Annotated in this window: 14 protein-coding genes; 8 read left to right on the top strand and 6 right to left on the bottom strand. The window is 71.7% G+C overall.

The features are described from left to right. The first annotated feature begins 64 nt into the window (after positions 1-64). Together AMYBE_RS0115325 and AMYBE_RS0115320 are read left to right on the top strand one after the other, a co-directional pair. Positions 65-1591 (top strand): CehA/McbA family metallohydrolase, encoded by a 1527-nt coding sequence (locus AMYBE_RS0115325; protein ID WP_020660271.1) that lies wholly within the window; start codon positions 65-67, stop codon positions 1589-1591. A 41-nt stretch (positions 1592-1632) separates the two neighbouring features. After that, a complete protein-coding gene (locus tag AMYBE_RS0115320) occupies positions 1633-2502 on the top strand; it encodes a hypothetical protein (RefSeq protein WP_245573200.1) in 870 nt (289 codons plus the stop codon). Between the two features lie 225 nt (positions 2503-2727). On the opposite strand, the gene AMYBE_RS0115315 is transcribed toward AMYBE_RS0115320, so the two are convergent. From AMYBE_RS0115315 to AMYBE_RS0115305, 3 genes are all read right to left on the bottom strand, one after another. Continuing rightward, complete coding sequence (locus AMYBE_RS0115315) at positions 2728-3645, bottom strand: trypsin-like serine peptidase (protein ID WP_020660269.1); 918 nt, start codon at positions 3643-3645, stop codon at positions 2728-2730. A gap of 616 nt (positions 3646-4261) precedes the next feature. After that, positions 4262-4756: a hypothetical protein gene (locus tag AMYBE_RS0115310; protein ID WP_020660268.1), complete on the bottom strand. Its 495-nt coding sequence runs from the start codon at positions 4754-4756 to the stop codon at positions 4262-4264. 269 nt (positions 4757-5025) lie between these two features. Next, positions 5026-7344 carry a transketolase-like TK C-terminal-containing protein gene (locus AMYBE_RS0115305; RefSeq protein ID WP_020660267.1) on the bottom strand — a complete coding sequence of 773 codons (2319 nt, stop codon included), beginning with the start codon at positions 7342-7344 and terminating at the stop codon, positions 5026-5028. A 131-nt stretch (positions 7345-7475) separates the two neighbouring features. Here AMYBE_RS0115305 and AMYBE_RS0115300 point away from each other — a divergent pair, with 131 nt between their 5' ends. Next, the gene (locus tag AMYBE_RS0115300) at positions 7476-7955 is read left to right on the top strand and encodes an Lrp/AsnC family transcriptional regulator (protein WP_020660266.1); all 480 of its coding nucleotides are present in this window, start codon (positions 7476-7478) and stop codon (positions 7953-7955) included. A 3-nt stretch (positions 7956-7958) separates the two neighbouring features. Here the strand turns inward: AMYBE_RS0115300 and AMYBE_RS41750 are convergent, their stop codons facing one another. After that, positions 7959-8252, bottom strand: coding sequence for a DUF3040 domain-containing protein (locus tag AMYBE_RS41750; RefSeq protein ID WP_020660265.1), 294 nt, complete (start codon positions 8250-8252; stop codon positions 7959-7961). A 137-nt stretch (positions 8253-8389) separates the two neighbouring features. Here AMYBE_RS41750 and AMYBE_RS0115290 point away from each other — a divergent pair, with 137 nt between their 5' ends. Beyond that, on the top strand, positions 8390-9253 hold the full coding sequence (locus tag AMYBE_RS0115290; RefSeq protein WP_027927672.1) for an LLM class F420-dependent oxidoreductase: 864 nt from the start codon (positions 8390-8392) through the stop codon (positions 9251-9253). 99 nt (positions 9254-9352) lie between these two features. Here the strand turns inward: AMYBE_RS0115290 and AMYBE_RS0115285 are convergent, their stop codons facing one another. Continuing rightward, positions 9353-10516: an IS30 family transposase gene (locus AMYBE_RS0115285; RefSeq protein ID WP_020660263.1), complete on the bottom strand. Its 1164-nt coding sequence runs from the start codon at positions 10514-10516 to the stop codon at positions 9353-9355. Between the two features lie 420 nt (positions 10517-10936). Between AMYBE_RS0115285 and malQ the strand changes: the two genes are divergently transcribed. From malQ to treZ, 4 genes are read left to right on the top strand one after another with little or no spacing between them, the layout of a single operon-like run. Continuing rightward, the gene (gene malQ, locus AMYBE_RS0115280; protein WP_020660262.1) at positions 10937-12877 is read left to right on the top strand and encodes a 4-alpha-glucanotransferase; all 1941 of its coding nucleotides are present in this window, start codon (positions 10937-10939) and stop codon (positions 12875-12877) included. 57 nt (positions 12878-12934) lie between these two features. Next, positions 12935-15061 carry a glycogen debranching protein GlgX gene (gene glgX / locus AMYBE_RS0115275; protein WP_020660261.1) on the top strand — a complete coding sequence of 709 codons (2127 nt, stop codon included), beginning with the start codon at positions 12935-12937 and terminating at the stop codon, positions 15059-15061. Then, positions 15058-17334 carry a malto-oligosyltrehalose synthase gene (gene treY / locus AMYBE_RS0115270; RefSeq protein ID WP_020660260.1) on the top strand — a complete coding sequence of 759 codons (2277 nt, stop codon included), beginning with the start codon at positions 15058-15060 and terminating at the stop codon, positions 17332-17334. The genes glgX and treY overlap by 4 nt, the downstream gene beginning before the upstream one ends. Next, a complete protein-coding gene (gene treZ / locus AMYBE_RS0115265; RefSeq protein ID WP_027927671.1) occupies positions 17331-19049 on the top strand; it encodes a malto-oligosyltrehalose trehalohydrolase in 1719 nt (572 codons plus the stop codon). The genes treY and treZ overlap by 4 nt, the downstream gene beginning before the upstream one ends. 8 nt (positions 19050-19057) lie before the next feature. Here the strand turns inward: treZ and AMYBE_RS0115260 are convergent, their stop codons facing one another. Beyond that, positions 19058-19804, bottom strand: coding sequence for a methyltransferase domain-containing protein (locus AMYBE_RS0115260; protein ID WP_020660258.1), 747 nt, complete (start codon positions 19802-19804; stop codon positions 19058-19060). Positions 19805-19845 lie beyond the last annotated feature (41 nt).

Raw genomic sequence — 19845 nt, 5'->3', positions numbered from 1 at the left:
CGGCGTTGAAGCCCGTGCTGACTGGGGCTAGCGTCGGCGCGACTTCTCATCCGCGGAGGTAGGCATGTCCACTGGGGAACTCAATCGGCGCAACCTGTTCCGGGCCGGCGGCGTCGTCGCGGCCGGGGCGGCGATGGGCATGTTGCCGGGCGTCGCGTTCGCGGCGCCCGCGCCCGGCGCCGGGCAGCAGACGAAAACGGTGACCGGCACCCTCCAGCCGGACGTGCCGGACTGGTACTACCTGCCGGTCGACGTGCCGCGCGGCGTGAAGCAGATCGACGTCGTCTACTCCTACGACCGGCCGTCGGTGCCCGCCGGCACTCGCGGGAATGCTTGCGATATCGGGATGTTCGGCCCGGAAGGGTACGAACTCGGCAACCGCCGCGGATTCCGGGGCTGGTCGGGCGGATTCCGCGACCGGTTTTCGATCAGCGCAGCGGAGGCGACCCCCGGGTATCTCGCCGGGCCGATCACGCCCGGGCGCTGGCACGTGATCCTCGGCCCGTACACCGTCGCGCCGCAGGGGCTCAACTACCGCGTCGACATCACGCTGACGTTCGGCCGCGACACCGCCGCGCCGTTCCAGCCGAACCCGGCGCCGCTCACGGCGCCCGCGCGCGATCGCGGCCGCTCCTGGTACCGCGGCGACTCGCACCTGCACACCGTCTACTCCGACGGCCGGCGCACCCCGGAGCAGCTGGTGGCCGACGCCCGAGCGGCCGGGCTGGACTTCATCGTGTCCACCGACCACAACACGTCCAGCTCGCAGCTGGTGTGGGGCAACTACGCGACCGACGATCTGCTCATCCTGAACGGCGAGGAGGTCACGACGCGGTCCGGGCACTGGCCGGCCATCGGCCTGCCGGCCGGCACCTGGATCGACTGGCGCTACCGAGCGGCCGACCCGGCCGACTTCCGCCGGTTCACCGACCAGGTGCACCGGGCGGGCGGCCTGGTCACCGCCGCGCATCCGTTCGCGAACTGCTTCGGCTGCACGTACGAGTTCGCCTACGAGATCGCCGACCTGGTCGAGGTCTGGAACGGTCCGTGGACGGCGGACGACGAAGCGAGCGTCACGCACTGGGACGGACTGCTGCGCGGCGGCCGCTGGATCCCGGCGATCGGCGACTCGGACGCGCACAACCCGGATCAGACCGTCGCGCTGCCGCACACGGTCGTCCAGGCGGACCGGCTCGGCCGGGCGGAGCTGCTCGCCGGGCTCAAGGCGGGGCGGTCGTGGCTCGCCGAGTCGAAAGACGTGCAGCTGGACTTCTCGGTCTCCGGCGCGGGCCGCACCGCGGGCATCGGCGGCCGGCTGGTCGCGGGCACTGGCACTCCGGTCGAGGTGCGCGCGGTCGTCCGCGGCGTGCCAGGCACCACCGTGACCTTCCTCGACCAGCTCGGCCCGGAGCACAGCGAGACGGTGCCGGAGTCCGGTGCCGCGACCGTCGCGTGGACGACATACCCGCGCTACAGCCGCTGGGTGCGCGTCGAGGTCCGGCGTCCGTCGGGCGGCCCGAAGACGACTACGCCGAACGCGATGGTCGCCATGTCGAACCCGATCTTCCTGGGCGCGCCCGACGCCGGATGAGCCGACCCGCACGCCCCGCTGCCGGACCTGCCGGGCAGACTGTGCGCACCGGAAGTGTGCAGGGGAAGGGCGGGCAGCGGGTGCGCGGGTTTGGCGTGAAGGCGGCGATCGCAGCGGTCGTCGTGGCTCTCGCGGCCGTGGTCGTCGTAGTGGTCATGTTTTCCAGCAACAACGCGGTGAAGACCCCCGGCTGCACCGTCGCCCTGCCGAAGGGCCCGAACGACGCATCGGCCCCGCAGTACACGCTGCAACCGGACGCGATGGGCAACGCCGCGACGATCGCCGCCGTCGGCGTCAAGCAGGGCTTGCCCGCGCACGCCGTCACGGTGGCCTTGGCGACCGCGCTGCAGGAATCGAAACTCCGCAACCTGAGCGGCGGCGACCGCGACTCGGTCGGTCTGTTCCAGCAGCGTCCGAGCCAGGGCTGGGGCACGCCCGCCCAGCTGCAGGACCCGGTTTACGCGGCGACGGAGTTCTACAAGAAGCTCGCGAAACTCGACAACTGGCAGACCCTCCCGATCACGGAAGCCGCACAGGCGGTGCAGCGCTCCGGCGCGCCGGACGCGTACGCACAGTGGGAAGACGAGGCCGCAGCCCTGGGCGGTGCGCTGACCGGCCAATACCCGGCCGCCCTTACCTGCCGGAATCTGACGCTGAGCCCGCCCGCGGACCTGGTGGCGGCAGCCAGCGCCGAACTCGGCACCGCACGGCTGAGCGGTGCGCACCCGCCGGCGGAAGGCTGGCGGATCGCGAGCTGGCTGGTCGGCCGCGCGGCGAAACTGGGCATCGACAAGGTGAGCTTCGCCGGCCAGACCTGGACAGCGGACTCGGGCGCGTGGGCCGCGGACGAGCACGCCGGACAAAATCTTTCGCTGCATCAGGCGCCTGTTGCGCCGCCCAGCTCGACCTGAGGGCGGATTCCGCCGCGCGCTCAGCCGAGCGCTCGACGAGCCGGTCAGCTTGCTGGTGGCGCGGAGTTCGGCTGGAGGCAGCCGCGGATTCTCTGATCGAGGTCGCTCCGCGGGCAGGGCGAGCGGTTGCTCGGTTCGGGTGGGGAACCGGAGCCGGCCGTGCGCTCGGCGCGTGCTGCTGGTCCGGTCCAATCGAGGTGCTCGGCCGAGCTGCCTCGCGGAGGGTCAGCTGATGGCGGTGTTGTACAGCTGGGCGACGTCGCCGTCGAAGTAGGCGCTGTAGGAGACATCCGCGGTGTCGCCGCCGGTCTGGTACCCGCCGATCGCGCCGACGACGGTGCCCAGGCCGGTGTTCGGGTCGGCGTTGATCACCCAGGGGCCGCCGCTGGTGCCGTCCGGGAAGCCGGGGCAGGCGACGCGTTGCTGGTAGGTGTCGGACTGCGTGGTGGTGCCAGTGCAGACGACGGGCCGTTCGGAGCCGTCGGGGTAGCCGGTGAGGGTGATGGTGTGCGAGAACCCTTGGTCGGTGCCGAGCAGGTTGGCGCCGGTCAGGCTTTCGAGGCTCGCCGGACCGGGCTGGGCGACCTTGAGGAACGCGAAATCCAGGTCCGGGTCGGCCGAGGAGGTCCACCCGTCCGCGATCGTCGCGGCGGTGACCTGCCAGCTGCCGTAAGGCGCGATGCCGTCGTGGTAACCGGGCTCGAAGCTGATGGCGGTGACGTCCCCGTTGACGCAGTGCGCGGCGGTGAGGATCAGGTCGCCACCGGGGCTGTGCACGACACTTGCGGAGCAGAAGTGCTTGCCGCCGGAGAACAACGCGCCGACTGCCGCACTCGCGACCGGGGCGCTGTCCGCGTTGGCGACGGGGGCGCTCGGAGCGCTGGCGGGGGAGGAGCTGGTGGGGCTCGGAGTGCCGGCGGCGGACGGAGCGGTGGCCGACGGAGCGGTGGTCGCGGTTCCCGAGGTGCTGGGCGCGGTGGTGGTGGGCGACGGGGAGGCGCTGGCGTTGCCCGCCTTGCTCGGCGCGGCCTCCGCCGTGCCGGTCACGTCAGCAGTCGTGACGACGGCGTTGGCGCTGCCGGTCGCGACGAGCACGGCTGCGGCGCAGACCACGAGCGCGGTACGGGAAACGGTCACCTTCACGTATCTAGATGACCACGCGGACGGCCGGGAAGCACCCCGGGAAGGGGGATCCACAGCAACCTCACAGCGCCTGCACATCGCCTCACAGCTAAGGAGAAATGAGGCGAGAGGGCGCGGCACCAGCCTTAATCGAGCGGCGAGCAGCGAGGGAGAACAAGCTGGCTGCCCGGGGCCGCCGTGGACTGCCGCAGGCCGAGTCGGCGGAGTCCGGCGGGTTCGGCGATGGAGGCCGCGCGGGCTGAATGCTGGCAGGGCAGTGCTGCGACAGGGTTGTGGCGCGGCAGGGCTGTGTTGCGGCAAGACTGTGGGCGGCAAGGCTGTGGTGCGGCAGGGAAGTCGCGGCCCTGGTCGTCGAGCTACCGGCGTCTCGCTGGGGTGGGCTCCGGTGCGCGTTCAGGACGGACCGCAGGGATAGCGGGCGTGCCCGGCCGACGCGAGGCCGGCCGGGCACGCGTCTTCGAACCCGTTGGGAGACTGGGCGCAGGCGTCCGGCCTGCGGATCAGCCTGCGAACCTGAAGCGGCGTAACAGATCCGGTGCCAGGCTCAGTTCCGCTGGGGTCGGTGACGTCAGCGCCGTGTCATCCCGCTGCCGCGGCGGCCGCGGCGCGGCTCGGGTCAGCCATTGCCCGGCTGGGTGTGCGTGACCATCAGGGTCACGCCGGCTTCGCCGTCGCAGTCCACCAGGACTGGGCCGACTCCGTCGCCGATCGTGGGGCTGACTTTGGCTTTCGCCTCGAACTTGTCCGGGCCCGCGTCGACGATCTGCACGTCGGTCAGGGCCGGGTTGTCCGGGAAGCCGCCCAGCACCGCCTTCAATCCCTTTCCGCCGCCGCAATTTCCGGTGATCGTGACTTCTCCGCCGGGGGTCGCCGGGTTCGGGGCGACCTTTACGACCGCCCGCGCGCCGGCCGGCGGCTTCGGGGTCGCGGCGAGGCCTGCCGGGGTGCCGGCCGTTGCGGATGCGGCCGACACGGCCGACACGGCAGGCACGGCGGGGGACGCGGATGCGGCGGCGATTCCGAGCGTTCCGCCTGCGATCACGGCCGCGGCCGCGGCGACCGTGCCCGCGGCGAGCCGGGTCCGGGCCGAAATCCGGGTCTTCGACGACATTCTGTTCTCCTCCCTCGTGTGTCCATTGAGGACACCTGGCGAACCTCCTGGGCGGGGGTTCGTCCGGGTAGTCGGGGCGGACCCGGGCGAAGGTTCTCAAAACGGAGAAACGTGACCGGTGTCACATCGAGCGAGGCGGGGCTGTGGATCGGCAAAGCCGGGGCAGCAGGTCGACCGTGCGGAGAACTTGTTGCAGTACAAGAGAAAACGGGCCGCCAAGCTCTGGGAAGCTCGGCGGCCCGTGCCCGGAAAGGGAAACGGCCGAAGAATCAGTCAGCCACATCCAGCGCGGCGCGGATGATGCTGTCCGCATCGATCCCGTGATGCCGGTACACGCTCTCCAGATCCCCGGACTGGCCGAACCGCGTCACGCCGAGGTGCGCTGCTCGCACCCGATGCACATTCGCCAGGAACGCCAGCGTGTGCGGGTGCCCGTCCAGGACGGTCACCATCGGCGCGGATCGTTCCGAAGGCAGCGCCGACTCCAGCACCCAAGTGTCCGCGGTGTCCTGGCCGGCCCGCGCCTGGACAGCTCGGAACAGCAGCCCGGGACTGGTGACGCACACGACGTCCGCGTGCTTGCCGAGGGCGTCCAGCCGATCGGCCGCTTCGAGCGCCTCGGTCACCATCGCGCCCATCGTCACGAGGGTGACGTCCGGGCGTGCCACCGCGGCCGTCCGGATCGGATACGCGCCGGCGACTGCCTGGCGGCGACGGCGTTCCCGGGCGGCTGGATCGGTCGGCACCGCGGCGAGGCTCTGGTCCACCGGGCGGGTCGAAAGCCGCAGATAGGCGGACGTGCCGTCCGGGCGGCCGAGGCGGGCCAGCGAAGCGAGCAGCGTCCACTCGACGTCCAGTGCGAACGCGGGCTCGTAAGTGATGCAGCCCGGCTGCTCGAGACCGACCGACGGCGTCGTCACCGACTGGTGCGCGCCGCCCTCCGGAGCCAGCGTGATGCCGGACGGGGTGCCGACCAGAATGGACTGCCCGCCCCCGTAGATGCCGAACGACCACGGTTCCAGCGCGCGCTCCACGAACGGGTCGTAGAGCACCCCGATCGGCAGCAGCGGACGGCCCCAGCGCGACCAGGTGGTGCCCAGCTCGCCGAGTGCGCTCACCAGGTTCACCTCGGCGATGCCCAGCTCCAGGTGCTGCCCGCTGGGCTGTTCGCGCCAGTGCAGGATGGTCTCCGGGTCGTCGGCGAACCAGTCGACCCGCTCCTGCGGCGACCACACGCCGACTTTGTTCACCCAGCCGCCCAGATTGGTGCTGGACGAGACGTCCGGGCAGAGGGTCACGACGAGTTCCGCCGCTTCCGGGGCTTCCCGGGTGAGGTCGAGCAGGGCCCGGCCGAGCGCGGCTTGCGTCGTGGTGCGTCCGGACGGGGTGCGGCCGATGTCCTCGGGCAGCGCCGGAACCGCTTGCAGGGAGACCGGTTCCCGTTCCAGGCGGGCGGCTGTCGAGGCGCAGAGCCGGGCCGCGGCGGAATCCGGGGCGAACCTCTGCCACGGATTGTCCAGCGAGGTCCCGACCCGCGAAGCCAGCGCGCCCAGCTGGTCGGCGGTCAGCAGCGACGAGTGGTTCTGCGGGTGGCCCTCGCTCGCGAGCCCGAATCCCTTGACGGTGTAGGCGAAAACCACGGTCGGCCGGTGGTCCTCGATGGCGTCGAACGCGTCCAGCAGCGCGGACAGGTCGTGGCCGCCGAGGTTGCGGATCGCGGCGTGCAGCGTCTCGTCGTCCAGGGTGTCCAGCAGCGGGGCCAGTTCCGCCGTGGTCAGCCGTTCCCGCAGCTGCGCGGGGGTGCAGCGGAGCAGGCGCTGGTACTCGGGGTTCGGCATCTCGTCGATGCGCCGCCGCAGCGCGTCGCCGCCGGGCCGGGCGAAGAGGTCCTGCAGCAGGCGGCCGTACTTCACGGTCAGGACCTGCCAGCCGGCCGCCTCGAACATGCCCTGCAGCCTGGTCGCGCCGATGTTCGGCACCACCCGGTCCAGCGATTGGCGGTTGAGGTCGACGATCCACACGACCTCGCCCAGCTCCGCGACGTTCGGGTCGAGGATCGCCTCCCAGCAGGCGCCCTCGTCCAGTTCGGCGTCGCCGACCAGCGAGTACTGCCGTCCGGTGCCCGCGCCGCCGCCGTGCGACTCGACGTAGCGGCGCGCCAGCGCGCCCCAGATCGGGGCGGTCGCGCCGATGCCGACCGAACCGGTCGAGTAGTCGACGCGGTCCGGGTCCTTCGAGCGCGACGGGTAGCTCTGCAGGCCGCCGAATTCGCGGAGCGTCGTCAGGTACTTCTCGTCCAGGTCGCCGAGCAGGTAGTTGATCGCGTGGAGCACCGGGGAGGCATGCGGTTTCACCGAAACCCGGTCCTCGGCGCGCAGCCGGGCGAACCACAGCGCGGTCATGATCGACACCATTGAGGCGCTGGACGCCTGGTGCCCGCCGACCTTCAGTCCGGTCGGGTTGGGCCGCACCCGGTTCGCGTGGTCGATGATCGCGGCCGACAGCCACAGCACCCGGTCCTGCACCTCGCGCAGGACGGTCACCGTGTCGTTGTCCGGAAGGCGTTCGGGGGCAGCGCTGCTCACCACGGGGTCGGGCCTTTCTTGGGCGGAACGTTCCCGCCAGTCCAGCAGAGCTGGGTAAGGTGCACAACCAGTGCGCCAAACGTTGCGCAGAACGCCCAAGGCGGTACCGTCCGGTGCGGAAAGGACTGCGCATCATGCCCAACGACCAGCGGCTCGATGCGACCGACGCCCGGATCCTGCTCGCCCTGAGCCGCAATCCGAGGGCCACCGCGGTCGCGATCGCCGACGAACTGGGTCTTTCGCGCAATACCGTGCAAAGCAGGCTGGCCCGGCTGGAACAGGGGGACGCGCTGCGCTCGGCCGAGCATCGGGTGGACCCGGCGGCGCTGGGCTACCCGCTCACCGCTTTCGTGACGGTGCAGGCGCGGCAGCGGCTCCTCGACGAGGTCGGCCGCGCGCTGGCGGCGGTGCCGGAGGTGCTGCAGGTGCGCGGGCTGACCGGCGCGCAGGACCTGCTGGTGCACGTGGTGGCGACCGACGCCGACGACCTGTACCGGATCGCCGGCGAAATCCTGGAGATCCCCGGCGTCGAGCGCACCAACAACGCGCTGGTCATGCGCGAGATGGTTCCGTACCGGATCACGCCGCTGCTCGAACGCGCCGCGCGGCGCTGAACCCTACGCGCGGTCCTCGGCTTGGCGTTCGCGCCGGCGTCGCAGGAGCGTGCGGTGCACCCAGCCCAGGCCCGCCGCGGCGGCCAGGCCCGACAGGAACCAGCCGGTCTCGCCCGCCATCAGGCCGAAGCCGATCATCAGCAGGACGGTGATGTCCGCCAGGACGAGGGTGGCCAGCCAGAACCGGGACTGCGCCGGGGGCACGTCCTGGCTCAGCGCGGCCGCGAACTCGGGGTCGCTCGCGGCGAGTTCTTCTTCGATCTTCCGCAGGGCGCTGCGGTCGCGATGGGGCAGCATGATCCCCTCCTCGGGCAGGACGGGCCGGTGATCGCAGTTACTAGTGGAGTACCCGCGCACGCCCACGTCAAGCCTGGGTTTCGGCGGGAGCGGCCGCACCGTTGCAAACTGAAACACGTTCTAATAACGTGCTGGGGGTGAGATACGGGATCGTGCTGTTCACCAGCGACCGGGGAATCTGCCCGGCGGCCGCCGCACAGGCAGCCGAAGAGGCCGGATTCGCCACCTTCTACGTGCCCGAACACACCCACATCCCGGTGCGGCGGACGGCTCCGCACCCGCGCACCGGCGACGCTTCGCTGCCGGACGACCGCTATCTGCGCACGTTGGACCCGTGGGTCGCGCTGGCCAGCGCGGTGCCGGTCACTTCCACCATCCGGCTGGCGACGGCGGTGGCGCTGCCGGTGGAGAGCGATCCGATCACGCTCGCCAAGACGATCGCGACGCTCGACCATCTTTCCGGCGGCCGGGTGACGCTCGGAGTCGGTTTCGGGTGGAACACCGACGAGCTCGCAGACCACGGTGTTCCGGGCAACCGGCGGCGTACCGCGCTGCGGGAGTATCTCGAGGCGATGCGGGCGTTGTGGACCGAGGACGAGGCCAGCTACGCGGGGGAGTTCGTGGAGTTCGGGCCCAGCTGGGCTTGGCCCAAGCCGGTGCAGGAGAAGGTCCCGGTGCTGGTGGGGGCGGGCGGGACGGAGCGGACGTTCCGGTGGATCGCGCGCAACGGCGACGGGTGGATGACCACGCCGGGGGAGGGTTCGGTCGAGGAGATCGCCGGGAAGGTCGGGCGGTTGCGGGAGTTGTGGGCGGAGGAAGGACGGCGGGGGCAGCCGGAAGTGGTGGCGCTGGGGCCCCGGCCGGATCCGGAGGGGTTGGCCCGGCTGGCGGAGGCCGGGGTCACCGAGGTGGTGTTCGGGCTGCCGGACCGGGACGCGGCGGGAGTGGAGGCTTGGCTGGACCGGCTGGCCGGAAAGCTGGGACAGGTCGCGTCGACCTGACCGGCGGCCTGACCGGCGGCGCGATTCGGGCGGTGGTCCGTGAAGGGCCCCTTGAGGGAATCCAGGCGGATTCGAGGGGTCGTCGCAACACAGGCTGGATTAGCTGGTTTCGGTGAGGAGTGTAGCGAGGCGTTCGGCTGGGGTGTCCCAGCCGAGCGTTTTGCGTGGGCGGCAGTTGAGCTCTGCGGCGACGGCGGCGAGGTGTTCGGGGCTGTGGAGGGAGAGGTCGGTGCCTTTGGGGAAGTACTGGCGCAGCAGGCCGTTGGTGTTTTCGTTGCTGCCGCGTTGCCAGGGGCTGTGGGGGTCGCAGAAGTAGACGGGGATGCCGGTGGCGATGGTGAATTCGCGGTGGCGGCCCATTTCCGAGCCTTGGTCCCAGGTCAGGGACCGTGTCAGGTGGTCGGGCAGGGTGTGCATGGCGGTGACGAGGGCGTCGCGGACGGCGTCGGCGGCGCGGCCGTGGGGCAGGGGGACCAGGAGCGTGTAGCGGGTGGCGCGTTCGACCAGGGTGGCGATGGCGGAGGCTCCGTCCTTGCCGATGATCAGGTCGCCTTCCCAGTGGCCGGGGAGGGCGCGGTCGGCGGCTTCGGCGGGGCGTTCGCTGATCATGACCATGGGTTCGGCGAAGCGGGGCCGGCGGGCTTCGCCGGTGCGGCGGGGTTTGCGCACGGCGCGGCCGGTGCGCAGCGCGCGGTGCAGTTCGCGGCGCAGTTCGCCGCGGCCTTGGACGTAGAGGGCCTGGTAGACGGTTTCGGGGGTCACGTGCAGCTCCGGGCGGTCGGGGTGGTCGCGGCGCAGCCGCTGGCTGATCTGCTCCGGGCTGAACTTCTTGCGCAGCATGCCCTGCACGAGGTCGCGCAGCTCGGGACAGGCCGCGATCTTGCCGGTCTTGGGCCGTTTGCGGCGCGCGTCGGCGCGGGCCTGGGCGGCGTAGGGCCGGTAGCCGCGGCTGCCGGGACGGGCGTTGCGGGCCAGTTCGCGGCTGATCGTGGCGGGATCGCGGCCCAGTTCCCGGGCGATCGCGCGGACCCCGGCCCCTGCCCGGCGCAGGTCGGCGATCGCCAGCCGTTCCTGCTGCGTCAGGAACCGCGACTGCGCCTCGGGGCGGGCATCGGCGACGGGGGCCGGACGCGAGGGCGGGGCCGGCGACCGCACGGCCGTCCGCCCCGCCCGGCTCGGCCGCCCGTGCCGCCACCGGTGCCCGGTCCGCCGGTCGACCCCGACAACCCGGCACGCCTCGACCGTTCCCACGCCTTCCGCCACAAGATCAAAATACCGGCGGCGTTCCGCCGCCAACCTCCCCCGACCCCGCGACGCTGCAACCTCCCGGACCCCCGCCACGGCAACCCCTCAACAACTCAGGCGTTGCAACCACCACTAGAACCCAAGCCAAGTCCCTCAAGGGGCCCTTCACGGACCACCGGCGGAGGGGCGGGAGCTTTAGCGCCGGTTGGAGAGTTCTGCTTGGTGAGTGCCCGAAAAGGCCCTGAACGGGTGAACTCCCGGGTCGCGCGTCATTCCCGCGGCGGCTTGCCCTCTCTGTTGTCGTGGCGGTGACCGGCCGGCACGCCCCCCGACCGGCCGGTCACCGCTTCGCTCGTCCACGGCGGCGAGGCGATTGGCGGCGGGCGGCGCGGGCGGCGAGACTGGGCCCGTGCGCATTCCCCTTCCCCGGACCGAGACGTGACTCCCGAGCTGGCCGAGCTGGCCGCCGCCCACGGAGTCGCCACCCGTTACGAAAACGCTGATCAGGTCGAGGTGACCGTCGATGCCGACGTCGTCGTCGCGGTCTTGGCGCAGCTCGACGTCGACGCGTCCAGTGCCGAGGCCGTCCAGCGGGCGTTGACCGCGGTGCGCGAGGCCCGGGCCGCGCGGAAGCTGCCGCCGACGCTCGTTGTCCGCGGCGGGCAATCCCGTGAACTGGGCATCGCGGCGACGGTCGAACTCGAGGACGGCACGACTCGCGAGGTCGGGTCGGTGCTCCCGGCGGATCTGCCGCTCGGCTGGCACGAGGTGGTGACCGCGGAGCAGCGCGTGCCGCTCGCTGTCGTCCCGGACCGGCTGCCCGAGGTGCCTCCCGCCTGGGGCTGGATGCTCCAGCTGTACGCGTTGCATTCCGGGCAGTCGTGGGGGATGGGCGATTTCGGAGACCTCGCCACCATGGCCGAGCGGTCGGCGAAGGAGCTCCAGGCGGGCGTGCTGCTCGTCAACCCGGTGCAGGCGATCAGCCCGGCGCATCCGGTCGAGCGGTCGCCGTACTCGCCGTCCAGCCGGCGCTATGCGAATCCGCTGTACTTGCGAGTCGCCGATACCGAAGCGTTCGCCTGCGCGAGCGAAGAGGTCCAGCGGAAAGTGCTGGCGCTGGCACCGGAACCGACCGGCGAGCTGATCGACTACGACGCAGTGTGGACCGCCAAGTGCGCGGCGCTGGAGCTGCTGCGCCGGCATCATCCGCGTCCGGTCGAGCTGGATGACGACCTTCGCGACTTCGCCGCGTTCGGCGCGCTCGCCGAGGTGCACGGCAGCGACTGGCGCGAGTGGCCCGCGCCGCTGCGCGACCCGGCGAGTGCGGAAGTCGCTGCGGCGCGCGAAGAACTCGCTGAGCGGATCGAGTTCCACGGCTGGCTGCAGCAGCTGTGCCACGAGCAGCTCGACCGCGTCCGCCGGATCGCGCGGGAAGCGGGAATGCCGGTCGGGGTGGTGCACGACCTGCCGGTCGGGGTGCATCCGGGCGGGGCGGACACCTGGGCACAGCGGGAGGTCTTCGCCGCGCGGGTGCGCGTCGGGGCGCCGCCGGACGCGTTCAACCAGCAAGGCCAGGACTGGAATCTCCCGCCCTGGCGGCCGGATCGGCTGGCCGAGGCTGGCTACGCGCCGTTCCGCGACGTCGTGCGCGGAGTGCTGCGGCACGCCGACGGCATCCGGGTGGACCACGTCGCCGGGATGTGGCGGCTGTGGTGGATCCCGCCGGGCGAGCCTGCCGGCCGCGGCACGTACGTGCATTACGACGCCGAAGCGATGCTCGGCGTGCTCGCGCTGGAGGCGCATCGGGCGGGCGCGGTCGTGGTCGGCGAAGACCTCGGCACCGTCGAGGACGTCGTCACCGAGACGATGCACGAACGCGGGCTGCTCAGCTCCGCGGTGCTGTGGTTCCAGCGCGACTGGGAGGCGCCCGGCAAGCCGTTCGTGCGCCCGGACCGCTGGGATCCGGACGCGATGGCCAGCATCTCCACCCACGACCTGCCGACCGTGACCGGCTGGCTCGACGCCGAGCACGTGCGGGTCCGCGCCCGGCTCGGGCTGCTGGGCCGTCCGGTGCGGGAGGAGTACGCCGAGGCGGCCGAAGATCGATCGGCACTGCTCGAAATGGTTGCCAGCGAAGGAATTCCGGACGACGACTTGGTGGTCGCGCTGCACGCGCTGCTCGCCTCGGCGGCGTCCCGGCTGGTGCTCACCGCACCCGCGGACGTGGTCGGCGAACGGCGCCAGCCGAACCTGCCGGGCACCGTGGACGAGTACCCTAACTGGCGCATCCCGCTGCCCGTCACCGTCGACGGGTTCTTCGCCGACCCGCGGGTGCGGGCGGCGGTCGCCCCGCTGGCGGCGGCGCGGCCGCTGCGCTGACCGCGGCGGCGCGAAAACCCTGTCCGGACACCGAAACCGAAGCCCGAGGAGAGCCCCGTGCGGCCCTGGCCCGGAAAGCCCTACCCGCTTGGCGCGACCTACGACGGCGTGGGGACCAACTTCGCGCTGTTCTCCGAGGTCGCCGAGCACGTCGACCTGTGCCTGTTCGACGACGAGGGCAACGAAACCCGCGCGCGGCTGGAGGAAGTCGACGGATTCGTCCATCACGGCTATCTGCTCGGCGTCGGCCCGGGGCAGCGGTACGGCTTCCGCGTGCACGGCCCGTACGACCCCGGACGCGGCCAGCGCTGCAACCCCAGCAAGCTGCTGATCGACCCGTACGCCAAGGCGCTCTCGCGGGGCGTCGACTGGTCCGAGGCGCTGTTCAGCTACCGCTTCGACGACCCGGAGCAGCGCAACGACGAGGATTCGGCCGGGCACGTCCCGTACTCGCTGGTGGTGAGCCCGTTCTTCGACTGGGGCAACGACCGCGCGCCGCGCACGCCGTATCACGAAACGGTGATCTACGAGACGCACGTGCGCGGCATGACGATGACGCATCCGTTCGTCCCGGAGCGGCTGCGCGGCACGTACGCCGGGCTCGCGCACCCGGCGGTCGTGGAGCACCTGAAGAAACTCGGCGTCACCGCGGTCGAGCTGATGCCGGTGCACCAGTTCGTCACCGACCACGGACTGGACGAAAAGGGCCTGCGGAACTACTGGGGCTACAACACGATCGGGTACTTCGCGCCGCACGACGGGTACGCCGCGATGCAGGGCCAGGGCGGGCAGGTGCAGGAGTTCAAGGGCATGGTCCGCGCCCTGCACGAGGCCGGCATCGAGGTGATCCTCGACGTCGTCTACAACCACACCGCCGAGGGCAACCACCTCGGCCCGACGCTGTCCATGCGCGGCATCGACAACGAGGCGTACTACCGCCTGGTCGAGGACGATCCGCAGTACTACATGGACTACACCGGCACCGGCAACTCGCTCAACGTCCGCAGTCCGCACACGCTGCAGCTGATCATGGATTCCCTGCGGTACTGGGTGACCGAGATGCATGTCGACGGTTTCCGGTTCGACCTGGCCTCGGCGCTGGCCCGCGAGTTCTACGACGTGGACCGGCTGTCCACCTTCTTCGACCTGGTGCAGCAGGACCCGATCGTCAGCCAGGTCAAGCTGATCGCCGAGCCGTGGGACGTCGGGCCGGGCGGCTACCAGGTCGGCAACTTCCCGCCGTTGTGGACCGAGTGGAACGGCCAGTACCGCGACACGGTGCGCGACTTCTGGCGCGGCGAACCGTCCACTCTGGGCGAGTTCGCGTCGCGCATCACCGGCTCGTCGGACCTGTACCAGGACGACGGCCGCCGGCCGTTCGCCTCGATCAACTTCGTCACCGCGCACGACGGCTTCACCCTCACCGATCTGGTTTCCTACAACGAAAAGCACAACGAAGCCAACGGCGAGGACAACCGCGACGGCGCGGACGACAACCGGTCGTGGAACTGCGGCGTCGAAGGCCCCGCCGACGACGCCGAGGTCCTCGCGCTGCGCGCCCGTCAGCGACGGAATCTGCTGGCCACCCTGCTGCTGTCGCAAGGCGTGCCGATGTTGTTGCACGGCGACGAGCTCGGCCGCACCCAGCAGGGCAACAACAACGCCTACTGCCAGGACACCGAACTGTCCTGGATGGACTGGGAACTCGCCACCGAGAACGCCGGCCTGGTCGAGTTCACCGCCGCGCTGACCGCGTTCCGCAAGGCGCACCCGGTGTTCCGGCGGCGGCGGTTCTTCCAGGGCAAGCCGGTGGGCAAGGGGGAGGAGCTGGGCGACATCGCCTGGTTCACCCCGGCCGGCGAGGTGATGACCGAGCAGAACTGGGACGACGCGTTCGGCAAGTCGGTGGTGATCTTCCTGAACGGGGAAGGGATCCCGGACCTCGACCCGCGCGGCATGCCGGTGGAGGACGATTCGTTCCTGCTCGCCTTCAACGCGCACTGGGAGGACATCGCGATGACCTTGCCCGGCAACGGCTACGGTCGCGAATGGACAGTCGTGGTGGACACCGCGACCGGCAGCGTCGCGCCGGACGATGCCGAACCGGTCGAGGGCGGCGGCAAGTTCACCCTGGCCGCGCGATCGCTTGTAGTCCTGCAGCGCACCGCCAAGGAGGACGCGTGAGCACGCCGTCCTCGACGTACCGGGTGCAGCTGCGACCGGAGTTCGGGTTCGCCGAAGCCGCGGAGATCGTCGACTACTTGCGCGAGCTGGGCGCCGGTGCGCTGTACGGCTCGCCGATGCTTGACGCGACTCCCGGGTCCACGCACGGTTACGACGTCACCGACCCCACCCGGGCGCGGCCGGAGCTGGGCGGCGAACAAGCGCGGAAAACCCTGGCGGCGCGGCTGAAAGAAGCCGGGCTCGGCTTCGTGGTGGACATCGTGCCGAACCACATGTCCGTCGAGGTGGCGAAGGCGAACGCGTGGTGGTGGGACGTGCTGCGCCACGGCCGGGAATCGGCGTACGCGCCGTTCTTCGACATCGACTGGAGCCGCGGCCGCCTCCTGCTGCCGGTGCTCGGCGGCGACGACGACCCGCTGTCGGTCGAAGGGGACGAACTCGTCTATTACGAGCACCGGTTCCCGATCGCGCCGGGCACCGGCGAAGGCACGCCGCAGGAGGTGCACGCGCGCCAGCATTACGAGCTGGTCGGCTGGCGGCGCGGCAACCAGGAGCTCAACTACCGGCGGTTCTTCGACATCACGAACCTGGCCGCGGTCGCCGTGGAGCGGCCGGAGGTGTTCGCCGAAACGCACGGCGAGCTGCTGCGCTGGGTGTCCGAAGGCGACGTCACCGGCCTGCGGGTGGATCATCCGGACGGGCTCGCCGACCCGGGCGGCTACTTCCGGCGGCTCCGCGCGGGCGCGCCGGGGGCGTGGCTGGTGGCCGAGAAGATCCTGCACCCGGGCGAGGCGCTGCCGCAGAGCTGGCCGGTCGACGGGACCACCGGGTACGACGCGCTGCGCGAGATCACGGGCGTGTTCGTCGACCCGGCGGCCGCTGCGGTCTTCACCCGGCTCGCCGCCGAACAGGGCGTGCGCACTGACTACCACGCGGTGGAAGAACGAGCGCGGCGGCTGGTGACCGACGGCATCCTGGTGGCCGAGGTGCGCCGGATCGCCGCGCTGCTGCCCGGCGTGGACGCCGACGCGGCGCGAGCGGCGGTCGCCGAGGCGATGATCGCGTTCCCGGTTTACCGCTCGTACCTGCCAGAAGGCGCGCAGCACTGGGCCACCGCGATCGGCCAGGCGCGCAAGCGGCGGCCGGAGCTGGCCCCGGCCCTCGACGCGCTGGACAGCCAGGTCCGCGGCGCGCCGGACGGCGAACTGGCGACCCGGATCCAGCAGACGTCCGGCATGGTCGTCGCGAAGGGCACCGAGGACACCACGTTCTACCGGTTCACCCGGTTCGCGGCGCTCAACGAGGTCGGCGGCAACCCGGACCGGTTCGGCTTGAGCACGCCGGAATTCCACTCGCTGGCAGCCGGCCGCGCCGCCGCCGCGCCGGCCACGATGACCACGTTGACCACGCACGACACGAAACGGTCCGAGGACACCCGGGCGCGGATGGTCGCGCTGTCGGAGGTGCCGGAGGAGTTCGCCGCCGCGGTGCGCCGGTGGTCCGCGGTGCGCGGGATCGACGAACCGGCGCTGAATCTCCTCGCCTGGCAAACGCTGGTCGGCGCGTGGCCGATCTCGCCGGAGCGGCTGCGGGACTATCTCGACAAGGCCGCGAAGGAAGCGAAACTCCGCACGTCCTGGACCGACCACGACGAGGAGTTCGAGCGCGCCGTCGCGGCGTGGCCGGACGAGGTGCTCGGCGACGCCGCGCTGGCCGCGGACGTCGAGGGGTTCGTCGCGCGGGTCCGCGGCGCGGGCTGGGCGAACTCGCTGGGGCAGAAACTGGTGCAGCTGGCCGGTCCCGGCGTCCCGGACGTGTACCAGGGCACCGAGCTGTGGGACTACTCGCTGGTCGACCCGGACAACCGGCGAGCCGTCGACTACCGCGCCCGCCGCTCGTTGCTGGAGCGGGTCCAAGCCGGGGAGCTGCCGGAAATCGACGAGACCGGCGCGGCGAAGCTGCTGGTCGTGCACCGGGCGTTGACGCTGCGCCGAGACCGGCCGGAACTGTTCGCCGGGTACCGCCCGCTGCAAGCCGAAGGCGTTGCGGCAGAACACCTGCTGGCCTTCGAACGCGGCTGCGGGCTGACCGTCGCGGTCACCCGGCTCCCGCTCGGCTTGGAACGGGCGGGCGGTTGGCGGGACACCGTCCTGCCGTTGCGCGCCGGCGAATGGACCGACGTGCTGACCGGCCGCGCGGTCGGGGACGCACCGCGAGCGGCCGCGCTGTTCGACCACTACCCAGTCGCGCTTCTGGTGCGGGAGGACTCCTGATGTTCAGCGTGTGGGCTCCGGCGGCGGACCGCGTGCGCGTCCGGGTCGACGGGACCGACCACGAGATGACCGCCGGGGCCGCGGGCTGGTGGCGGGCCGACGTCACCGGCACTGACTACGCTTTCCTGCTCGGCGACGACGACACGCCCTTGCCGGACCCGCGTTCGCTGCGCCAGCCGCACGGCGTGCACGAGGCGTCCCGGGTGTACGACCACGCGGCGTTCGGCTGGACCGATGAGCGCTGGACCGGTCGGCAGCTCGCCGGCGGCGTGGTCTACGAACTGCACGTCGGCACCTTCACCGAGGGCGGCACGTTCGACGCCGCGATCGAGCGGCTCGACCACCTCGCCGACCTGGGCGTCACCCACGTCGAGCTGCTGCCGGTGAACTCCTTCGACGGCGTCGCGGGCTGGGGCTACGACGGCGTGCTCTGGGGTGCCGTGCACGAGCCGTACGGCGGGCCGGACGGTCTCAAACGGCTGGTCGACGCCTGCCACGCGCGCGGGCTCGCGGTGCTGCTGGACGTCGTCTACAACCACCTCGGCCCGTCCGGCGCCTACCTCGACCGGTTCGGCCCGTACTTCGCCGGCGACACCGACTGGGGCGCCGGCCTCAACCTCGACGGGCCCGGTTCGGACGAAGTCCGCCGCTACGTCGTGGACAACGCGCTCGGCTGGCTGCGCGACTTCCGGCTGGACGGCCTGCGGCTCGACGCGGTGCACGCGCTGGTCGACAAACGCGCCGTGCACCTGCTGGAAGAGCTCGCCGCCGAGGTCGCCGCGCTGTCCGCCGCGGAGAACCGGCCGCTGACTCTGATCGCCGAATCCGACCAGAACGACCCGAAGCTCGTCACGACCCGGGACGCGGGCGGCTACGGCCTGCACGCGCAGTGGTCGGACGACCTGCACCACGCGCTGCACGTCCGGCTCACCGGCGAAACCACCGGCTACTACACCGATTTCGCCGAGCCCGGCGCGCTCGCCAAGACCCTGCGGGAGGCGTTCTTCCACGCCGGCACGTGGTCGTCGTTCCGTTCCCGGACGCACGGCCGCCCGCTGGACCGGCGGGTCACGCCCGGCGACCGGTTCCTGGCCTACCTGCAGGACCACGACCAGATCGGCAACCGCGCGACCGGCGACCGGTTGTCTGCCACGGTGTCGCCGGGGCTGCTGGCCTGCGGTGCCGCGGTGGTGTTCTGCTCCCCGTTCACCCCGATGGTGTTCATGGGGGAGGAGTGGGCGGCGGGAACGCCGTGGCAGTTCTTCGCGTCGTTCCCGGACCCGGCGCTGGCCGATGCGGTGCGCACCGGCCGCCGCCGCGAATTCGCCCGGCACGGCTGGGGCGAGACCGACGTCCCGGACCCGATGGACCCGGCGACCGTCGCCCGGTCCCGGCTCGACTGGACCGAGCCCGCGCAGCCGGGGCACCGGGAGATCCTGGACCTGTACCGGACGCTCATCCGGCTCCGGCGGTCCCGTCCGGAGCTGACCGATCCACGGCTGGACCGGGTCGTCGTGGACTCCGCTCCGGACGACTCGTGGCTCGTCCTGCACCGCGGCGGACTGCGCCTCGCGTGCAACTTCGGCGCGGCCGAGGTCGAGGTGCCGCTGGAGGGGGAGCCGGCGCAGGTGCTGGCGTCGTGGGGGAAGCCGGTGGCCGGGGAAGGCGCGGTGGTGCTGCCGTCGGAGTCGTTCGCGCTGGTCGAGGTGCGCTGAGCCGGGGTCTAGGCGGTCTTCTCCCACACCGACACGTGCGAGCCGCTGTCCGCGGTGAACTCCGTCCGGTCCCACCCCGCCCACCGGTGCTTCCGCCGCATTCCCGCGATCCGCGCCATCAGGTCCAGCTCGGCCGGCCAGACGTAGCGGAACGGGATCCGCCGGAACCGCCCGGTGCCGTCCGCCGAGACTGTGACGTGGTTCGACGTGAACTGCTGCGCGACAACGTCGTACTGGTCGAACCCGACATAACCGTCCGCCATCGCGAACGGGACCGTGTCCTGCCCGGGCGGCAGCCGGCGCAAGTCCGGCACGCCGACCTCCACCAGGAACAACCCGCCGGTCCGCAGGTGCGCCGCCGCGGTGCGGAAGACGTCGACCTGGCCGTCCTGCGCGGTCACGTTGCTGATCGTGTTGAACACCAGGTAGGCCAGCGAGAATTCGCCGGGCACCCGCGCCGTGGCGATGTCGCCGATGGTCACCTCGACCGCGGCGCCGCCGGGTTTGCCCGCGATGCGCGCCGCCATCGCCTGGCTCAGCTCGATGCCGTGCACCGGCACGCCGCGGGCCGCCAACGGCGCGGCGATCCGGCCGGTGCCGACTGCGAGTTCGAGGGCCGCGCCGCCGTCGGCCAGCTCTTCCAGGACGTCCACCGCCGGGGTCACGACTTCGGGCGCGTTCGCGCCGCCGGGCGCGTCGTACCGGGCGGCGACGCTCTCGGGGAACCATCCGTCAGCGGGATCGTCGTCGATCATCGCCGGCGACGGTAAACCGGCGACGCCCGGCGAGTCACCCG

The sequence above is a fragment of the Amycolatopsis benzoatilytica AK 16/65 genome, from assembly GCF_000383915.1.
GTDB classification, from domain to species: Bacteria; Actinomycetota; Actinomycetes; order Mycobacteriales; family Pseudonocardiaceae; genus Amycolatopsis; species Amycolatopsis benzoatilytica.
This window is presented reverse-complemented; position numbering and strand designations above follow the sequence as displayed.

Excerpts from the sequence above, each read along its gene's own strand:
- AMYBE_RS0115310 (WP_020660268.1), bottom strand. The coding sequence starts at position 4,756 with ATGTCGTCGAAGACCCGGATTTCGGCCCGGACCCGGCTCGCCGCGGGC.
- AMYBE_RS0115260 (WP_020660258.1), bottom strand. The coding sequence starts at position 19,804 with ATGATCGACGACGATCCCGCTGACGGATGGTTCCCCGAGAGCGTCGCC.
- AMYBE_RS41750 (WP_020660265.1), bottom strand. The coding sequence starts at position 8,252 with ATGCTGCCCCATCGCGACCGCAGCGCCCTGCGGAAGATCGAAGAAGAA.
- AMYBE_RS0115300 (WP_020660266.1), top strand. The coding sequence starts at position 7,476 with ATGCCCAACGACCAGCGGCTCGATGCGACCGACGCCCGGATCCTGCTC.
- AMYBE_RS0115325 (WP_020660271.1), top strand. The coding sequence starts at position 65 with ATGTCCACTGGGGAACTCAATCGGCGCAACCTGTTCCGGGCCGGCGGC.